The sequence below is a fragment of the Niabella sp. ZPM-14 genome (genome assembly GCF_055693045.2).
The window spans coordinates 241,241-260,476 of the sequence record NZ_CM181148.1; the positions used below are offsets into that span (position 1 = coordinate 241,241).

The following is a 19,236-nucleotide window of genomic DNA, read 5'->3' on the forward strand; positions in this document are numbered from 1 at the left end:
GATCATGTCAAAAAAATTAATTCGGAAACTACAGGTCGGCTTCGGCATTTCGCTGTTGATCTTACTGTTAAGCTCGTCCGCCTCTTATATCAGTATCAAAAACCAGATGAACAACCGTACGCGGGTGATTCATACGCAGCAGACCATCAAATCGATTAACCAGATACTGATCGACCTTCAGAACGGGGAAACCGGTCAACGAGGATTCCTGCTCACAGGGAAAGAAAGTTTCCTCGAACCTTATTATCTCAGCGTACAGTCGCTCCCCCGCTCCATCGCTGCTGTCAAGGCGCTTACAAAAGACGATGCCCTGCAATCACGCCGGCTCGACAGCATTGAGCACCTCGTTAAGAAGCAGCTGGTTGCTTTGAATCTTCGCATCAGCCTGAAGAAAAACGGCGACGTGATCCGCGTAGATCAGTTAGAACAGGGCAAAGCCAATATGGATAGCTGCCGGTCACTCATCAACAATTTTATTGCAGATGAAACGGTGACGTTGGAAAAAAGCAGTGTCAAAATGCATAACAACTCCAACATCACGTCGATGTTTATTTTGTTTGCTGCTGCTGTATCCCTGTTTATCACGATCTATTTTTATATGCAGATCAGGGATGAATTCAGGAAGCGCGAGCGCATGCAGCAGGCACTGAAGGAAAAGGACGAAGATGTGACGCGGCGACTCAATATCATTCAGCACCTGGCTCAGAAAATAGCCAAAGGCGATTACTCGGTCAGGGTCAAAGACAAGGAACAGGACGACCTCGGCAGCCTGTCTGCTTCTTTGAATGACATGGCGGCCTCGCTGCAGTTATCATTCGAGCGCATTAATAATAACGAGTGGAAACAGTCTGGTCTGGCCATGCTCAACGAGATCATGGCGGGTAATAAAACCGAAGAGCTGATTGCGCGCGATACGCTGGATCACCTGGTGAAATATGGAGATTGTATGAACGGCGCGTTTTATCTTCTCGACAAGGGCGTGCTTGAATTACAAAGCGCTTATGCCCTCGAAGGACATATGAAGCAACAATATGCTTCTGGTGAAGGGATCGTGGGCCAGGTGTTCAAAACAAGGGAAATCAAAGTACTGAAAAATATACCGGAAGCGGACTTTGTTACCAGCTTCTCAGCCGGCCAGATCAAAGTAAGTAACCTCGTATGGTTACCGCTGCTGGTGAAAGGGCAATGCCTGGGTGTTATTGAATTAGGATCGTCAACACCCTTCGAATCGCTGGAGCTGGACTTCTACCAGGAGGCTGCACGCATCATCACACTCGAAGTGATCGCGGCGAAAGGAAGAAAGCAGGTACAGACCCTGCTCGAAGAAACACAAGCGCAGGCCGAAGAGTTGCAAACGCAACACTCAGAACTGGAAAACCTGAATACCGAGCTGGAAGCGCAGACACAGAAACTACAGGCTTCCGAAGAAGAGCTGCGTGTGCAGCAGGAAGAGCTGTTGCAATCCAACCAGGAGCTGGAAGAGCGGTCTAAACTGTTGGAGGAAAAAAACCTGCTGATTGCGCACCGCAATTCAGAGATACAGAAAAAAGCAGAAGAGCTTGCGTTGAGCACAAAATATAAATCAGAGTTTCTGGCCAATATGTCGCACGAGCTGCGCACACCGCTGAACTCGATCTTGTTGTTGTCGAGGTTGATGGTGGAAAACGCGGATGAAAACCTGAATGAGGACCAGATCGAATCGGCCAAAGTCATTCAGAGCTCCGGCTCAAGCCTGCTGAGTCTGATCGACGAAATACTGGATCTGTCCAAGATCGAAGCGGGCAAGATGGAGCTGGAATACAAACCACTGGAGCTATCAGAACTGAGAAGTGACCTCATGAATATGTTTGCGCCGATTGCGGAAGACAAAGGCCTGGATTTTAATATTCATATTGATCCCATTGCCGGCAGTAACCTGGTGACTGATAAGCTGCGTCTCGAGCAGATCCTGCGCAACCTGTTATCCAATGCGATCAAATTTACCGGCGAGGGTGCGGTGACACTTGATATCCTTCCTGATACGGAGGAACCCGATGTCATCCGGTTTGCTGTGACCGATACAGGAATCGGCATCTCTGATGAGAATCAAAAGATCATTTTCGAAGCGTTTCAGCAAGCGGATGGCTCCACCCGCCGCAAATTCGGCGGCACCGGGTTGGGTCTTTCCATCAGCAGGGAACTCGCGAGACTCCTGGGCGGAGAGATCAGCGTGCAGAGCGATCTTGGGAAAGGTAGTACGTTTACACTGATACTCCCCAAAGACCAACAGTCACGCCCGGCACAGAGAGCAAGCCGTCCGGCATCCGAGCCCGTTGAGGAATACATTAAGGAACCTGAGGTATCCTCTCAATCTGCTGAAGAAAATATTCTAACCGCGCTTGAGATCCCTGAAGATGTCAACGACGACCGCTATAATATCCGTCCCGGCGACAAAGTGATCCTGATCGTGGAAGACGATACCAATTTTGCCAAAGCGTTGCTCACCTATACGCATCGCCAAAACTATAAAGGAGTGATCGTGGTGAGAGGCGATCTCGCTGGCCAGGCCGCAGAGACCTATCAGCCGCTGGCGATCTTACTCGATATCCAGTTGCCCGTGAAGAATGGGTGGCAGGTAATGGACGAGATCAAGAAGAATCCCAAAACCCGTCACATTCCGGTGCATATCATGTCATCGATGAAAGTGAAAAAGGAAAGCCTGCTCAAAGGGGCGATCGACTTTATCAACAAGCCCATTGCACTGGACCAGATGGGACAGATCTTTACCAGGATCGAAGATGCGCTGAGCCGTAACCCGAAAAAAGTACTGATCGTAGAAGAGAATCCGAAACACGCGACGGCACTCTCCTACTTCCTGAGCAACTTTAATATCGTATCAGAAATTAAGAATAACGTGGATGACAGTATCCGGGCGCTGATGTCAGACAAGGTCAACTGCGTCATCCTGGATATGGGTGTTCCTGATAAAACCGGCTACGAAACGCTGGAAGCGATCAAGAGCAAGAACGGGCTGGAAGATGTGCCGATCATCATATTCACCGGAAAGAATCTTTCTCATGCCGAGGAAATGAAGATCAAGCAATATGCTGATTCGATCGTGATCAAGACCGCCCATTCCTTCCAGCGCATCCTGGACGAAGTGGGGCTGTTCCTGCACCTCGTGGAAGAAAGCAATATAGAGCCCGAGAAAAGAAATGTCAACCGGTTGGGGTCGCTCAACGAAGTGTTGAAAGACCGGACAGTCTTGATTGCCGATGATGATGTGCGCAATATTTTCTCGCTCACCAAGACCCTGGAAAATTACCAGATGAAGGTGATATCGGCTATCGACGGTAAGGAAGCGCTGCAGCAACTGAAAGATCATCCGGATACCTCGATCATTCTCATGGATATGATGATGCCGGAGATGGATGGCTATGAAACGATCGAACGCATCCGGAAGATGCCGGCTCATGCCAAACTGCCGATCATAGCGGTAACAGCAAAGGCCATGACGGGCGACCGGGAGAAATGTATCCGTGCCGGTGCATCAGATTATATTTCCAAACCAGTGGATAAAGACCAGCTTTTATCACTGCTGCGGGTATGGTTGTATGAAAATTAAAGACGAACGGAATGACGACGCAAAAGGGAAAATCCATTTTAATTATAGATGATGACAGCCGCAACATCTTTGCGCTGCAACTAACGCTTAAAGCGCGGGGTTACCGGTTCCGCTCCTGTCAGAGTGCAGCAGAAGGCCTGAAGTTCTTGCAGGACGATCCTTCGATCGGGTTGGTATTAATGGACATGATGATGGCTGAAATGGACGGGTATGAGGCCATCCGGATCATCCGGTCATCTGCAGGCTACAGCGATGTGCCTGTGATCGCGGTGACGGCCAATGCCATGAGCGGCGACAGAGAAAAATGTATGGAAGCCGGTGCCAGTGGCTATATATCCAAACCCATCGATGTGGACCGATTATTGGATATGATCAAAAAATGGTTATAAATGATCGACCCGGATATTGTCAAGGATGAGGAAATGGAAATACTTCTGAGAGACGTCTTTAGCCTTTATAATTATGATTTTACACAGTATAGCAAGGCATCTCTCAGGCGGCGGCTCAACCGCATTTGTATGATTGATAAGCTGACCAGCTTTGCGGAGCTGCGGTACAAGCTGAATAATGAGCCAGAATACCTTCCGAGGTTTATTGAAGAGATCACCGTGAACGTCACCGAAATGTTCCGGGATCCTCACTTCTATAAAACCTTGCGGGATCATATCCTGCCGACTTTGGGAACCTACCCGTTTATCAGGATCTGGGTCGCCGGTTGCTCCACAGGTGAAGAAGCTTATTCGCTGGCCATCTTGCTGAAGGAAGCCAACTTATATCATAAGTCGCTCATTTATGCCACCGATATCAACCCGGGCGTACTTGAAAAGGCATCGAAGGGCATCTTCTCGCGGAGAACCCTGGAGCAATACACGGAAAATTATACCCTTTCCGGAGGGAAGAAAGACCTGTCGTCTTATTATGTGTCACGTTATGATATGGTAAAATTCAATTCTGACCTGAGCGAAAAGATGATCTTCTCGACACACAACCTGGCGTCTGACTCTTCTTTTAATGAATTCCAGCTGATACTGTGCAGAAACGTATTGATCTACTTTGATAAAAATCTTCAGAATAAAGTGTTTAATTTATTTGACGATAGCCTTCAGTCCTTCGGATACCTGGCGTTGGGCGCTAAAGAGACGCTCCGGTTCTCTTCGATCGAACACCGTTACCGGCAATGTCACGATGAGAAGATCTGGAGGAAGGTCAGTTAATTAGGGGATATGATCAACCAAAATCAAACAGAGATCTTATTGATCGGCGGTTCTGCGGGAAGCATTACGGTCCTCCTGGAAATTCTTCCACGCCTGAATGACGCGCTTTCCTTTCCTGTGGTGATCATCCTGCACCGCAAAGCGTACCGGGAAAGTGCGATGGATGCTTTATTGGGTTTTTACAGCGCCCTGCCGGTAAGCGAAGCCTACGATAAATTGCTCATGGAAAAGGGATCTATTTATGTGGCACCGGCTGATTACCACCTTTTATTTGACAATAAGGAACAAGTGTCTTTGGATGTGTCTGAGAAAGTAAATTATTCGCGGCCCTCTATCGACATCAGTTTTCAATCGGCTGCACAGGTATTCCGGGAGCATACTACGGCCTTGTTGCTGTCGGGCGCGAACAATGACGGGATGGAAGGCCTGCGCTTCATTGCCGCAAAAGGAGGAACCATTCTCGTGCAAGACCCTACTACCGCCGAGTTTGACTATATGCCGCGGCAGGGCTTGTTGAACACCAATGTCAACGAGATCCTGCGGCCGAAGGATATGGCCCGGTTTATTAATCAGCTCAATTAGGTGTGTTTTGCGACTGAACACATTACCTGACGTTCTCCTCACCCTGACTGTTGAAGAGGCTTGTTCCTCTTCGTCGTTCCGACCGAGCGTAGCATAGTGGAGCGAGCGGAGGAAGCTTGTTATCAGGCACGAGATTTCTCCCCGTCCGTTCCGGCACGGGCGGGCGCTCATTTTGCTTAGGCAAATTCGGTCGAAACGACGTTTAGGGTCAGCCACCACTCGGAGTCTCGTCATTCCGACCGAGCGTAACACAGTGGAGCGAGTGGAGGAAGCTCAACCTCACCCCCTAACCCCCTCTCCGGGAGAAAGGGGGAACTGCCACGCTACAAATTGTCCAGGGAGGAATCTCGTTATGTTAAGAGATGGTTCGGCTCCCCGTCCGAATGGATGCATCCGGGCGGGCACTGCGTTTCGCTCACCATGACGGTCGCTTGGTCTAGTCGAAAGGACGATGTTGTCGGACTGCTTTCGACCATTTAACACCCTCTTTTGGCAACGGATCGGAGCGTAGTGTTCCCGTTCTTTTGGGGACAGGGAGGCATCTCGCTCACTACATCAACGAATCAACTCGTCAGGCCAGGCAACAGCTTTGCCAGTGGCTTTCCACACCGGCATTTGCGCGCCGCGGCGCTTCAGCTCATCCGTCCAAAGACGGGCCAGCTCTGCCACCTTTCGAGGTTGACTTCCGGACAGATCGTTGCGTTCGCTTAAATCGTTTTCAAGGTCATATAATTCCAGCTTGCGCTGTTTCATCAGGTAGATCATTTTCCATTTTCCATATCTCATGCCGCTCGACCATGCATATCCCTCGTCGTCCTGAGTCGTCCAGCGGTTTGGATAATGAAAGAGCAGGATGCGATCCTTCTGTTTAGTCGACGGGTTTAAAAGCACCGGCAGATAACTATTTCCATCAACAGCGGTTTTCTGCGCTACGCCTGCTACATCAAGTATGGTTGGGAAAAAGTCTTCAGCTGCTACATAGTTTTGAGTCCTTGCTCCCGGCCTGATCTTTCCCGGCCATTTCACGATCATTGGTATCCGGACGCCCCCTTCATAGGGAGAACCTTTACCTGCGCGCAAGGGAAGATTATGCGTGTTGCGCGCACCTCCCCTGCTGCTGTGCGTAAGTCCGCCATTATCTGACATAAACACGATCATCGTGTTCTTATCGATCTTTTGCTGCTTCAAAAAATCCATGATATCGCCGAGGCTTTTATCCATGCCTTCGATCAGTGAAGCGTAAGCTGCTTCAGTAGAATCAAGGCCCCTGGCCAGGTATCGATCCACAAATCTTTTATCGGGCTGAATGGGTGTGTGCACCGCATAATGGCCCAGGTAGAGAAAGAAAGGCTGATGGGTTTGAATGGGAAACTGCAGGGCCGCAATCGCTTTTTGTGTGAGCGCTTCTGTAAGAAACGTATCTTTTCCATAGAAGGCTTGCAAACCAGGGACCGCATTGTAAGTCATTTTGCCCGGCAGGTTACCGTAATGCTGCTCCCCGTAATAACTTTGCGGATGGCCCAATGAGGCGCCTGCAATATTGACTACGAACCCGAGGTTATAAGGATCACTGCCTGTCGTGCCAAGGCTACCCCAGTGTCCTTTTCCCACATGAATGGTAAAATAACCGGCATCCTTCAGCAACTGGGGCAAGGGCTTTTCGCAATAATAACTATTGGCTTCCTGCCGGACGCTCAATCCGTTAATATTCCAACCCGGGGGCGCCAGTGCTTCGTCCTTGAAGTCGCTCGGCTGGTTAGGTGTGATCGATGTCCAGTTAGTGATATGGGTACGCGCCGAGCTCATGCCGCTGATCAGGGAGGTTCTTGTTGGTGTGCACACGGAGTTCACATAGGCCTGGCTGAAAAGTAAACCTTCCTTTGCCATGCGCTTCATCCGGGGCGTGTAAAATTTCCGGTTGACCGGCATCAGCGAATCTCCAAAGGGCTGAGAGGTATCCATCCAACCCATATCATCCACCAGGAACAATATGATATTCGGTCGGGAAGACGGTTTGCTTTGCGAATGGGTAATAGTAAAGCTCAGGATCAGCAAAAGCGTTAGCGTACATCGAATCATCAGGTATTACTTTTTAGTAATATAAAAATACTCATCTTTTACCTAAAATTCCGGCGCAAACGATTGCTCAATGTCACAGGGTCTTCATGAATAAGGAAATGCTATCATTTGAAGATGATTCACCAGCGATTACATCGTGGCAAAGATCGTATTCATAGCATGGGGTGTTAGCGGCTTATCAAAGTAGTCTTTTATCAGGGCACAATCTTTAGCGCGTCTCTTGTCCCGGTCATCACAGGAAGAGGTAACCATATAAATATCGATACCTTTCACCTGGTCCGCGGGAAGCTGCCGGAATTCGCTCATAAACGACCATCCATCCATCACCGGCATCTTAATATCCAACAGGATTACATCAGGCAATAGCTCAGCCGGGTCTGTCAGCGCACTTCTTAGCTGCTGGATAGCGGCATATCCATTTTCAGTAACACTGACGTCCAGGTTGAACGGACTTAATTCGCACATTCTCCTGGCGATGATCTGCGCTATAGCATCGTCGTCGACAATTAATACTTTCTTTGAATTGATCATCTGGAGTCTGTTTTATATTGACGGCTGTTAGAGAATAATAGTTCTTTCGGCTTTTCGTAATGATAAATATATTTAAAAAGATTGGAAATGGAGTAAAAGGCTGTGAATCTTCTTTATCTCAGCCTGCTCTTTTCGTGACAAAGGCATACAAGCAGAAAAAGCTTATGTTCTTTGTATTGTTTACTCACAGGCAATACAGGTCTGCGGTTCAGGCGCGGCTAAAGAATGAACTCATGCCATGAGTGGGTTCATTATATTTCCTTTTGCTTACCAGGAAGGATGCTTCAAAGCATTGCTTTTCTTTTACCACAAACTTGGCGTTTGCCCTTTACTCGTTTTTTGAACATTCTATCAAAAATTGATATCATCAAAAAAATACTTTGACGTCCATCAATGTGATAGGATTGTCATTTTAACCTATCATAGAATCATCGCTTCTTGGCCCTGGATTTCTATTGTCGTTGAGGCATATAGCACATATTCATAGTCGTTTTTTGTCTTGTCAAACGATGCTGTTGACATGCTGATCTTTCGATCAAAAATGCGGCCTCATCAAAATAAACCCAGCCGGGATAGCAATACAGATGGCATATATGTTGTATATGTTTTTTCTTTAACTTTTTAAAAACCCAATTTATGAAATCAAACGTTTTGCTGCTTTTGCTTGCAGCCGGTACGATTGTCGGCTGCCAGGAAAAAGACCTGCTAGACGCAGAAGTCCATTCCAAACCAACTGCTGCCCGCAGTGCGGCCACCTCTGCTACAACCGGAACTGTCAGCGATGCAGACCTGGTCGCATACAAGCAGAGTGACCATAAAAAGGCCACCGGCTGGTATCTTGGTATTAACAGCGGGGACATCGCTACGATTCCGGACAGTATGGATATCGTTAATTTCTTCGGAGCCTTGTCCGGAACTGCGGAACAGAAAGCCATTGCTGTCGAGAAAATTAAAAGAATGCAGGCAAAGGGAACTAAATTCGTGTCAACCTTCTGGTTGAAGTGGAGTTCCGCTGCGCCTCCGGCTTCTACCTACAACGATCCTGAAGCCCTGGCAAAGAGAGTAAAAGGAATGTATGACGCGGTGAAAAGCTGGTCGCTAAACGGTATCTGTCTCAGCTTTGAAAACGGCATCATGTATGACATTCCCACGATGGAAAAATTCTTATTCGAGTTTGCAAAATACAGAAGTGATGATTTTTACCTGACGATCGAGACCAATCAATCGAATCTGGGCCTATCAGATGCCGCGTTGGACGTGATTGATATGATCTTTATTCAGGATTATTTCGGATCGATGTCGTCAAGCCATGCGAAGGTCGATCAGTTTTTAAAACGTGGCTTCCCGGGTAAAGACATCTTTCATATAGCCGCCGATTTTCAGGCAAGCTACAACAGCACGTCTACTTACAACGGGCCAAAACGTCTCGAAATATACTATAAAGACACTGCATTTGCCGCCAAGGTCGGAGGCTTCGGCGTGTATGGTATGCAATACGATGCAGGCTATAAATATTACCGGGACATGATCAGATACCTGAACCCCTATTGCTACGAGATTCCGAGTTGGGTAGACTATTCCCCGGGTGCCTGGACCAATAAGGATGCTTTAAGCTACGCCGGTTATCACAAATCAGAAGGCTTTCGCGTGGCAGGTTATAAAGATAATGGTAGCGAAATATTCTCGTTTTTACTTAGGAATGCTATACCTGGACAAAGCAATACGCTTACTTACCGGTTTTACTCATTGATTCCGCAAAACCCGGAATCGAACGAGGTGAAAGTGTATGTGGATGGCGTGCTGCTGCATCAGTTTAATACGGAGTATGGGAAACCGACGAATACAAGCCTTACGATTGATCACGGGTATAAAACCATTTCATTCACTCCTTTGACATCCACACCGGCAGTCAAAATTATCTGGACGACACCAACAGCTCCCGCTGCCGCCAGTGATGGCAAACTGGCAGAGTTTGTTTTGAATGGTGCTACAGAAAAAATATGTATTTAGACCAGTGTCAAATATCTCCGTTAAAGCCTTGCCTGTGCAAGGCTTTACTTTTGGTATCCTTTACCCAAAAAAATGAGTTGAATGATGTTAAACGCCCCATATCTTCAATAGCGGTCCTTCGCTTCCATAGAGGGGATCTTTTCCAGGCAGCGGTACTGAGCTGATCTGTTGATCCGCTTTGGGCCGCTCTTCGGGATGACCATAGTTCATATCAAAGTTGCGGCCGTCGGGATATCCGCCTACACATTTGATCATATCTTCTTTGCCCAGGTTTTTATGGGCCACTCCGGCCGGAATGACAAGCACATCACCCGCCACCACCGGCACTTGCTGACCATTGTCTCCGCCCAACAAAAGTGTGGTGTGCCCTTTCACGATACCCAACACCTCATGTGTGATACTATGATAATGATGAAAAGTGTGAATGCTGTCGCGCCAGTTATTGGTCCAGCCATTTTGCCGGAATAGTTTTTCAACATGCCGCGCTGCAAACAGTGAAGGAAGATCCATCGCTTTTTTATAAACCAATACCGGAAGCACGCTATTAGGAAAAATTCCCGTATCCTTCAGGAAATAGGTCTTGGGCTGTATCATAATTTTTGACATGTTGATAATAACAATTAGATATGGGCTGATGGGAACGTCCCATTTAAGTTACGATATTTATTCCGTATGCTCAATTTGAGCAGATAAAAATTTTTTCGCGTTGGCGCGGATGCCCTGCACCGGAACAATACCTTTATTCCGCATGTTGAAAACCGTTACGCGATGGTCAATTTTTTGAAACCGTTATACTTTGCTCACCCAAGCCCGGGCTTGAAAAGGTCACAGTCGCCTTGCCGGGTTGCCTTGTTGTAATATAAGCCGTTAAGCGTCCTCTAAAAGCACGCTGTCGGCCGTCGGTATAGTCGCCCATATCCGCGTTATTCGCGCTTTCCAGGCCCAATAGCCGGCCATTGCCTCCTACGCTGCAGGTAATCTCATTTTCGCCGTTCAACACCGGCCGGCCGTTTTTGTCCACAACTTCCAGCAGGATCTGCTGCACAGAACCCTCCTCCCCTTTTTCTTTCAGCGCGGTCACTTTCAGGGCCGCAGCCTTACCATGCGTCCGGACCGTGTAGTCTGCAGTGGTCTTGTCAGCTGCTCCTATTCCCTGCACTTTCAGCGTTCCGGCCTCGAAAGGAATATCCCAATAAATGATGCCAGTAGCGGGATCATACGGCTTTTCCTGACCTACCACTTTATCATTTAACAGCAACCGCGCTTTGGGTTGATTCGTATAGCACACCACGCGGATCAGCTGCCCTTCTTCATAGTTCCAGGATGACCAGGCGTCCATAGAAAGCTTTTCCGGGGCCTTTGCCTCGTTAGCCGTCAATACATCGCCGCTCGGGCTGGTGCTTGCTTTTCCCGCCTGCGGCGCGGGATACGTGCCGATATAAGCCATGGGCTGCCCGCTCCACAAAGATTGGCGGAAGTAGCCTCTCGGCTTAATGAAGCCGGCAAAATCGAGCAAACCGGAATAGAACCCGCGAGAAGGCCATTTGCCCGACTCGCCGAGGTAGTCGATCCCTGTCCAAAGAAACTGACCGAAAATATGCTCATGATCGGTCACGGCTTTCCAGGCTTTCAGATCATGCCGGTTTTCGCTGCCATAGATGACCCGCTTCGGATATTTTTTATGATCGCTGACATACCTGCTTTCCGTGTAGTTATAACCGGCGATGTCCAATGCAAAAGGATATTCCGTTTCGTTAGACATAGCAACGCCTGCAAGCCCTGCGGTCACGGGTCGCGAACGGTCATATCGCTTCACCACGCCGACCAGCTTCTTAGCAATGGTGCCCAGGCGCATCGCATCCGGTGCATCCTTTTTATATCCGCCAAAGATCTTTTGAGTGAAGCCGCTTTCTGAAGATCCGTTTAAGATCGGGTGCGAGTAAGGGTCATTGGGATAGTCTACCTCGTTCCCGATGCTCCAGGCAAAAATCGAAGGATGGTTACGATCCCGGCGTACCATGTCTGCCAGGTCCTGTTCGCCCCACTCTTTAAAAAAGTCATACGTACCCTGATAACCAGGCTTGCCTACATTCCAGCCTTCGATCCATTTGCGCTTGGGAAACTCCCACTCATCGAAGGCTTCGTTCAATACTAATATTCCCAGCTCATCGCAGAGCTCATACAAAGCAGTAGCCTGAGGATTGTGACTGGTGCGGATCGCATTGCAACCGATCTCTTTCAGGTTGATCAGCCTCCTGCGCCAGACATCTTTATACATAGCCGCTCCCAACACGCCCGCATCATGGTGCAGGCACACACCTTTCACTTTCATCCACTGGCCGTTGAGAGCAAAGCCTCTGTCTGCATCAAATGTAAATGTCCGGAAGGCTGATTGGATCCTGCCCGAATCCACGATCTTATGATCTTTTAACACTGTTGTCTTTACTGTGTATAACGAGGGATCGGACAAGCTCCAGAGCTTCGGATCCTGAACGGAGAGATCAGTCTTCAAAGTCTGCGCACTATTGGCTTTCACGGTGATCGTTTTCTTTTCAACAGCGATGCGGTTTCCACGATTGCCGAGCAGTTCGCTTTGAACGGTTACGCGCTGCGCATGTTTTGAATCGTTCTTTACAGTGGTCTCCACATGGAGAATGCCTTGATGAGCCTGCACTTCGGGATAGGCATAAACACCCCAGGCATCAAGGTGAACGGGGTTGGCCAGCACCAGCCATACATCCCTGTAGATGCCGGACCCGGTGTACCAACGGGAGTCTGCGCTCCGGTGATGATCCACTTTTACGAGGATCTCATTGTCCTGTCCGAACTTCACATAGGGTGTGATGTCGTAAATAAAAGATACATAGCCATTGGGCCGCTTACCTACGGATGCCCCGTTTATAAATACTTCACTACGGTTATACACTCCTTCAAAATAGAGATAGACCTTATCACGCTGCCGGGGAATGGACAGCTTCTTTTTGTACCACCCGATCCCACCCGGAAGATAGCCCATACAACTCGCGTTATCCGGAGACAACGGTTGCGCAACGCTCCAGTCATGAGGCAATGAAACCGATTGCCATTGGGCATCGGACCCGGGCCTGACCCCGGAAGTATCATCAGCATTCAGAACGAAGGTCCATCCGTCATTGAGTTTTTGAGAAGTTCCGAAGCCCGGTTGAGCATATGTTATCGCATTCAGGCAGCATAAAAAGAAGAAAGTTAAAAGGCGGGCAATCATATTTTATAGTTTGGAGAACAAAAAATTGACACCGAAAATAGGCATCCTTGGTTGAATGTTATCAAGAAAGATGAATTAATATATCTATACTGATTGAGAGAGGCCCCTGTCTTGTCGATTCTGCCAATGGCAACGGGCGGCGATCTATCTACTTCATGATCCTGATATGATATCTCATTTGATTAATGAGCGCATCATATGTTGATATCCGGAATCCATTAGGACCTGCTTAACAAATAATTAATCTGAATTGACTGTAACATTTTTCAATCCTTCGCGATTATAAAGTAGAAACGTCAGTAATCGCATTGATGATATTGTGATCAGGTTCATTAGAAGGAGTTGCACCGGCATGACGTTCACCATTGAAATCCTGCTATTCACCGACATTGTCCGTTGAATGAACCCATTGCTTATTGACGTGCGTAAAGAACCGGTATATGTTTGCAATATCAGAATAAACAACCCCGTCTGAACGCGGTTCATCCGGGCAAACAATAAAACATACAAATTAAAATCTTCTGAAATGAAAAACTTTATTCTCTCCGCCGCATTGTTATTGACTTTAAGCGCCGGCGCTTCCAATATGCCGGTAGACCCCGTAAGCGAAAAAGTGAAGCAGACCTTCAACCAGATCTTTAAGGATGCTGATAATGTTAGCTGGACCAACTCCGGTGCCTATAGTGAAGCCTTTTTTACAGTAGACGGTATCAAAACACGCGCTACCCTGGACGCCAAAGGCAACCTGATCCAGACGATCCGCTATTATAATGAAAGTAAGTTGCCCGCAAATGTATTGTACAACCTCAAAAAAGAATATCGCTCTAAAGAGATCTTTGGTGTTACTGAAGTGGCCAATACTCACGGCGTAAATTACCGTATCGTGCTTAAAGATGACAAACACTACACCCACGTCAACGTAAACAGCGCAGGCGATAGTGAAGTGGTTAAGAAATATAAAAGAGGTGATAAATAAGAAGCGCTGCGAACTGCTGTTAACGGCTGCAGAACGTTGGCAGGTTACACCCCTTCGGCCTTCAACGGCAAAGTGAAATAAAACCGGCTTCCTTTCGGATCCACACTTTCTACGCCGATGGTGCCATGGTGACCTTTGATAATTTCGCTGCACAAGTAAAGGCCGATACCAAAGCCCGATACCCTGGTCGTGTCTTTGTTATCGGCTCGGAAAAAGCGTTCAAAGATCTGTGCCGCGTCTTTCTCTGGTATGCCCGGCCCTTCGTCGGTGACACTAACCCTTACATAATCCTCGTATTTCTTACAGGCAACAGTAATGAAAGTGCCGTGTGGCGAATACTTTGCTGCGTTACTGATCAGGTTTTGGATCACCTGGAATATTTTTTCTCTGTCTGCCTCGATCAGGCAGGACGCCACCAGCTCAAAGTGCAGCTTGTGATTCACGATGGTCGCCCTTGCCTCTTCCTGCATCTCCGTCAGCAACAGCGCCATATCAAAATGCTGAAAGTTCATCGGCAATTTGCCCGATTCCAGCCTCGATACATCCAGGAAGCTTTTGATCAGGTTGGTCATCTTGTTCAACTGTCGATCTGTTCGCAGTAATATGTTACCGGTAAAATTATCTTCGTCTTTTTCTGCTTTTGTCTGCAGGATCTGTATGTAGCCGGTTGCAGAAGTTAAAGGTGTTTTCAGCTCATGACTCACCATGCTGATAAAATCATTCTTGCGTTGCTCATTCTCTTTGATCTCGGTAATATCTACCCCTGAAAACATATAACCGGCGAAAGTCTGGTTGGAGTTGAACCGTGGCACACCGCTCGCCATGACCCAATGCTCGCGGAGATCAGCTTTGCGAATGCGGAATTCACAACGCCAGTGCTCCTGCCGCTGGATGGCACTGAATAATGAGTGCCTCACCCTGTTTCTGTCTTCCGGATAAATAAGTTCCAGCCATCCTTTGTTAGCCAGTGCTGCCAATGGCTTCCCGGTGATTGTTGTCCAGCGCTGGTTAAAATAGATACCGTCAGCGAATTCGTCGGTGACGGCGATCAATACATCCACGCCCTCTGCCAGAGCCCTGAAGCGATGCTCACTTTCTGCCAGCGCCGCTTCTGCGTTCCGGATATCCGTGATATCGCGCGTCGTACCGGCTACTGCTTCCACTTCTCCATCGCCGTCAAGAACAGGTACAAAAATATAGTCGTAAATCCTGCGACCGAACACCGCATGCGGAAAGGACACTTCTCCGCGGATGGATTGCTTTGTTTCTTTCACCTGGTCAATTTCACGTTCGTGCATTTCAGCATGCCAGGGCTCGTATCCGTTTTCGAGTAATTTCTTTCCAATAGCATCATCCCAGCTTTTACCCCACATATCGAGCAGTGCCTGGTTAGCATAAATGAACCGGTAGTCCAGGTCGAATACATACATCAGGTCCGGCGTGCTCGAAGCAATCGTTTCATAAATTCTTTTCTGCTGTTCTGATTGCACTTTCGCGGTATGGAGGGCTTCCTCTGTTCTCCGGCGTTCTGTAGTTTCTGTGGCAGCGCCGAACCATTCCGTAACAATGCCATCTGTATTACTAATGGGAACGGCGCTTGTCAATAAACAACCTGTAGTACCGTCTGCCTTATTAAACGGGTGTTCTAACTGAAACGTCTTTTTTTCATTGATAGCTTCTGCAACCGTCTTTTTGAAAGCTGCCTGATCAGCTGCCGGTATGTATTGATCCAGCCATCCCGAACCGGGTTGATTTGTTCCTGGCAATAGGTCCCCTCCCTCTAACACCGTCATCACCGACCAATCGGCGCTCATGTTGAAAACGAGATCCGTTGTGGCAGAAATCAGTGCTTGCAGATGACTTTTCACTTCTGTCATGGGTATAGGGCTGTTGGGTTTACCGGTTCTTAATATATGATGCCGCCGATAAAAGTAACGTTATTTTGAACAAAAAATCGCACGGGGGCGAAAGGCTTTTTAGGAGCACCAGTGGCAGTGAATGCATCATTGGTAAGCAGCACCGCAGCTTATCAAAAGCAGCCGGCAAAGAAAGATGAAGCCGGTTACAAGAACGGTTTTTCTGTCTTCCGGGGAGAAGTCCAAACAGCTTCTATCAAACTGAATGGTAAAGCAGCAGCCTTGGATCAGGCAAACGAGCGCGTTGTAGCCGGTCGCAATACCGGAGCGTTCAGTTGCCTTAAATTAACAATAGTCTTTACTTCATTTCCTCTTTATTGTTATCAACATTTTTTGGTGCCCGGTTGACAAAGAAGAGAATCAGTATGATCAGTACAATAATAGTAGCAAGAATAATAACAAACATGATCTGAGTTTTATTGAACAGTTATGCAGTTGTCAGTTAAGTAATATTAATAAGCCTGCCTTAAAAGCACTTCGTTGAAGTCATTCCTTTAAGACAGGCTTAATATCGTTCTTAATCCGAACCCTGGGTTTTCACTATTTTATTATAGATACCCAGCAATAAAAACGGTGCAGCCCACTGGCCCACAAATAGTGCGCGGTGGTCCTGTTTCATGATCTTCAACGACAATGAGGCGGCCATGGAAGCCAAAGAGGCCCACAAATAAACGTCTGACGGTATTTTCGCAGTTTTATTTTCAATAGCTTCTGCTACTTTTCCTTCGGAATGATTAGACATAAGAATAGTGTTTTAAGTTAAAAAAAGAATATTTCGATGGTGATATAATGCTGAACCGGTCCTGTTTCAATCCTACGCCAGGACAAGAACGCAGGTCCAAACAGGGTGCCACCTTTGCCTGTCCCTTCCTGATAGATCATAATAATGCGCTTAAAGCAACCGGTTAAAAAGTGATCTTTCCTTACTGTTCGCCACGCCAATCGACCCTTTAAAACCTGCATAACTCCTTGTTTTCAATGCTTCATCAGCGGTCAGACAACTTGAGCGATGTATTCTGATAGATTCACGAAAGCGTAGGTACATTCAGCAATGAATAAGATTCGCACGGGTATTGGATCCATGATTATCGAAAGGTCGTGTGGAAATTCCCCAGTTCCGTATGGAGCTGTACAACTAATTACACATAATCGCTCCAAAGGAAAAGCAGTTCTCACGGGAGGTTCAGACAATCCCTTGTATACTAAGCATTAGAAAGACCGGAAAGGTAAATGGCACCAGCTTTGGAATGATCTGTTTACCCCGGACCTTATCTCCGGTTGGCTCTAAAGAGCAGACGACGCTTCAGACACAAGAACGATTATCAGGACAAAAAAATAAAAGATTATGTTTCATCATGTAAAAGACCTACAATTTAACGCCCGTGTTTCCAAACCGGATCCCAAGTTTGCCCGCATACTACTGGAGCAATTCGGAGGACCCAACGGAGAGCTGAAAGCGGCTATGCAATATTTCGTTCAGGCATTTCCCTGCAGGCAGGCGCATCCCGACAAGTACGATATGTTGATGGATATTGCGACGGAGGAGTTTAGTCACCTCGAGATCGTAGGCGCTACTATCCAGATGCTACTGGCCGGCGTAAGCGGAGAGCTGAAGCAGGCAGCCGACGAATCAGAGATTATGCAAACCATGAATACAACTTCCAAAGAAAGCTATATCCATGAAGCGATGATCAACCCTCAGTTTGGCGTGCTTTCCGGTGGCGGACCGATTCTTTCAGACAGTAACGGCAATCCATGGACGGCAGCCTACGTGACTGCCAATGGCGATCTTACCGTAGACCTGAGGTCCAACATGGCTGCTGAATCGAGAGCCAAGATCGTATACGAATACCTTATGCAATTCACCGATGATCCTTATGTGAAGGAAACCCTTAGCTTCTTAATGACCCGCGAGGTGGCGCATTTCCAGATGTTTGAAGCAGCGCTTGGCACCATACAGCCGAATTTCCCACCTGGCGTATTGCAAGGCGATCCACGCTACAGCAACCGGTATTATAGCCTATCCGCGGGCGAAAAAGCAAGCGGCCCCTGGAACGAAGGTCCGAGCACGCAGCTGAGCGAGGAATGGCAGTTTGAAGCCAATCCTATACAAAAAGTGCAAAGCACGGAAGGGCTTACTTCAGAAGGTATTGAAGGCACGGATCGTACGCCGGAGGAAGTAGCAGACCTTGAACAGGCGCTCGGCAAAAAGCGAAGCGAAGAGATCAATCAGGCAACTCCGACAGACTTTAATCAGTGGAGTACCTATTCAACAGATCAGGGCGATATGTCTTCTTTTTAATCACAGTCAAAATCGGTTGGATCAATTTAATCTATGTACGCCGGCGGTTCTTTCTCAAACATTTTTCAAGGATGTATCACGTGCAATAAATCCGTACGCCAGGGAATCATGGACAGCCTGTCCTACCCTACAGGTTTGTTATTGGCGATCAGTTTCGCATTCCTGGCGCTGGTGTGGTACTTATTATACAGGATAGCTACCCATCGCCGATCATCGGCCGACGCTCATCATCGACGCGTGGATCATGCTATAAAGCTCTTTTCCGCTTCCATCGCGCTGGGCATGGGGCTGGGCGGCTTCTTCGACGGTATCGTGTTTCATGAATTATTACAGTGGCACCAGATGGTATCGGTGAAGATAAAGCCCCTCTCGCTCACCGCGAAAAGCGTTAACATGTTCTGGGATGGCGTCTTTCATCTCTTTTGCTGGCTGGCTATCCTCGGCGGATTAAAATTGCTTTGGTCGTTAATGTCGGAGAAGGAGACGAACGGCGAAAGCACTTCCCTGGTTGCCGGGCTCTTGGGTGGGTGGGGATTGTTTAACGTAGCGGAAGGCCTCATCAATCACTACATCTTCAGGCTGCATCACGTGCGGGACAACAGTACTTCTCCCGGCGCCTGGAACGCGCTTTTTCTGGGATTCGGTTTATTGTTGATGGTATATGCGCATTTTATGTTCAGACAACAATTTGTCAACCGTACGAATTTGTTTCCGGGAAATATATCTTTCCGGAAGAGAACCTGAAGATGATCACTACCCCTTCCGTATCGACCTACTT

The 19,236-nt window shown here is 47.8% G+C and carries 15 protein-coding genes; 8 read left to right on the forward strand and 7 right to left on the reverse strand.

The window, feature by feature from the left end:
* The first annotated feature begins 4 nt into the window (after positions 1-4).
* Genes ACU37H_RS00950 through ACU37H_RS00965 form a run of 4 tightly spaced genes read left to right on the forward strand, consistent with a single transcriptional unit; the run spans position 5 to position 5,400 of the window.
* Entirely contained in the window at positions 5-3,604 is a 3,600-nt protein-coding gene (locus ACU37H_RS00950) for a response regulator (protein WP_472702479.1), read from the forward strand.
* An 11-nt stretch (positions 3,605-3,615) separates the two neighbouring features.
* Positions 3,616-3,993, forward strand: coding sequence for a response regulator (locus tag ACU37H_RS00955; protein WP_472702480.1), 378 nt, complete (start codon positions 3,616-3,618; stop codon positions 3,991-3,993).
* Positions 3,994-4,818 (forward strand): CheR family methyltransferase, encoded by an 825-nt coding sequence (locus ACU37H_RS00960; RefSeq protein WP_472702481.1) that lies wholly within the window; start codon positions 3,994-3,996, stop codon positions 4,816-4,818.
* Positions 4,819-4,827: 9 nt separating this feature from the next.
* Positions 4,828-5,400: a chemotaxis protein CheB gene (locus ACU37H_RS00965; protein ID WP_472702482.1), complete on the forward strand. Its 573-nt coding sequence runs from the start codon at positions 4,828-4,830 to the stop codon at positions 5,398-5,400.
* A gap of 555 nt (positions 5,401-5,955) precedes the next feature.
* Here ACU37H_RS00965 and ACU37H_RS00970 read toward each other — a convergent pair.
* Both ACU37H_RS00970 and ACU37H_RS00975 read right to left on the reverse strand, forming a co-directional pair.
* On the reverse strand, positions 5,956-7,479 hold the full coding sequence (locus ACU37H_RS00970) for a sulfatase (RefSeq protein ID WP_472702483.1): 1,524 nt from the start codon (positions 7,477-7,479) through the stop codon (positions 5,956-5,958).
* A gap of 129 nt (positions 7,480-7,608) precedes the next feature.
* A complete protein-coding gene (locus tag ACU37H_RS00975; RefSeq protein ID WP_472702484.1) occupies positions 7,609-8,010 on the reverse strand; it encodes a response regulator in 402 nt (133 codons plus the stop codon).
* Between the two features lie 636 nt (positions 8,011-8,646).
* Here ACU37H_RS00975 and ACU37H_RS00980 point away from each other — a divergent pair.
* On the forward strand, positions 8,647-10,020 hold the full coding sequence (locus ACU37H_RS00980; RefSeq protein WP_472702485.1) for an EndoS/ChiA family endoglycosidase: 1,374 nt from the start codon (positions 8,647-8,649) through the stop codon (positions 10,018-10,020).
* Between the two features lie 87 nt (positions 10,021-10,107).
* On the opposite strand, the gene ACU37H_RS00985 is transcribed toward ACU37H_RS00980, so the two are convergent.
* Together ACU37H_RS00985 and ACU37H_RS00990 are read right to left on the reverse strand one after the other, a co-directional pair.
* The gene (locus ACU37H_RS00985) at positions 10,108-10,626 is read right to left on the reverse strand and encodes a cupin (protein WP_472702486.1); all 519 of its coding nucleotides are present in this window, start codon (positions 10,624-10,626) and stop codon (positions 10,108-10,110) included.
* Positions 10,627-10,792: 166 nt separating this feature from the next.
* Positions 10,793-13,264: a glycoside hydrolase family 2 TIM barrel-domain containing protein gene (locus ACU37H_RS00990; RefSeq protein ID WP_472702487.1), complete on the reverse strand. Its 2,472-nt coding sequence runs from the start codon at positions 13,262-13,264 to the stop codon at positions 10,793-10,795.
* Between the two features lie 526 nt (positions 13,265-13,790).
* Between ACU37H_RS00990 and ACU37H_RS00995 the strand changes: the two genes are divergently transcribed.
* Entirely contained in the window at positions 13,791-14,240 is a 450-nt protein-coding gene (locus tag ACU37H_RS00995; RefSeq protein WP_472702488.1) for a hypothetical protein, read from the forward strand.
* A gap of 44 nt (positions 14,241-14,284) precedes the next feature.
* Here ACU37H_RS00995 and ACU37H_RS01000 read toward each other — a convergent pair whose 3' ends face one another.
* The 3 genes from ACU37H_RS01000 to ACU37H_RS01010 form a co-directional block, all read right to left on the reverse strand.
* Positions 14,285-16,117 carry a PAS domain-containing sensor histidine kinase gene (locus ACU37H_RS01000; protein ID WP_472702489.1) on the reverse strand — a complete coding sequence of 611 codons (1,833 nt, stop codon included), beginning with the start codon at positions 16,115-16,117 and terminating at the stop codon, positions 14,285-14,287.
* Between the two features lie 556 nt (positions 16,118-16,673).
* Positions 16,674-16,898, reverse strand: coding sequence for a hypothetical protein (locus ACU37H_RS01005; RefSeq protein WP_472702490.1), 225 nt, complete (start codon positions 16,896-16,898; stop codon positions 16,674-16,676).
* Between the two features lie 17 nt (positions 16,899-16,915).
* A complete protein-coding gene (locus ACU37H_RS01010; protein WP_472702492.1) occupies positions 16,916-17,038 on the reverse strand; it encodes a hypothetical protein in 123 nt (40 codons plus the stop codon).
* Between the two features lie 463 nt (positions 17,039-17,501).
* On the opposite strand from ACU37H_RS01010, the gene ACU37H_RS01015 reads away from it, so the two are divergent.
* On the forward strand, positions 17,502-18,458 hold the full coding sequence (locus ACU37H_RS01015) for a manganese catalase family protein (RefSeq protein ID WP_472702493.1): 957 nt from the start codon (positions 17,502-17,504) through the stop codon (positions 18,456-18,458).
* A 108-nt stretch (positions 18,459-18,566) separates the two neighbouring features.
* Positions 18,567-19,202 carry a DUF2243 domain-containing protein gene (locus ACU37H_RS01020; protein ID WP_472702494.1) on the forward strand — a complete coding sequence of 212 codons (636 nt, stop codon included), beginning with the start codon at positions 18,567-18,569 and terminating at the stop codon, positions 19,200-19,202.
* Positions 19,203-19,236 lie beyond the last annotated feature (34 nt).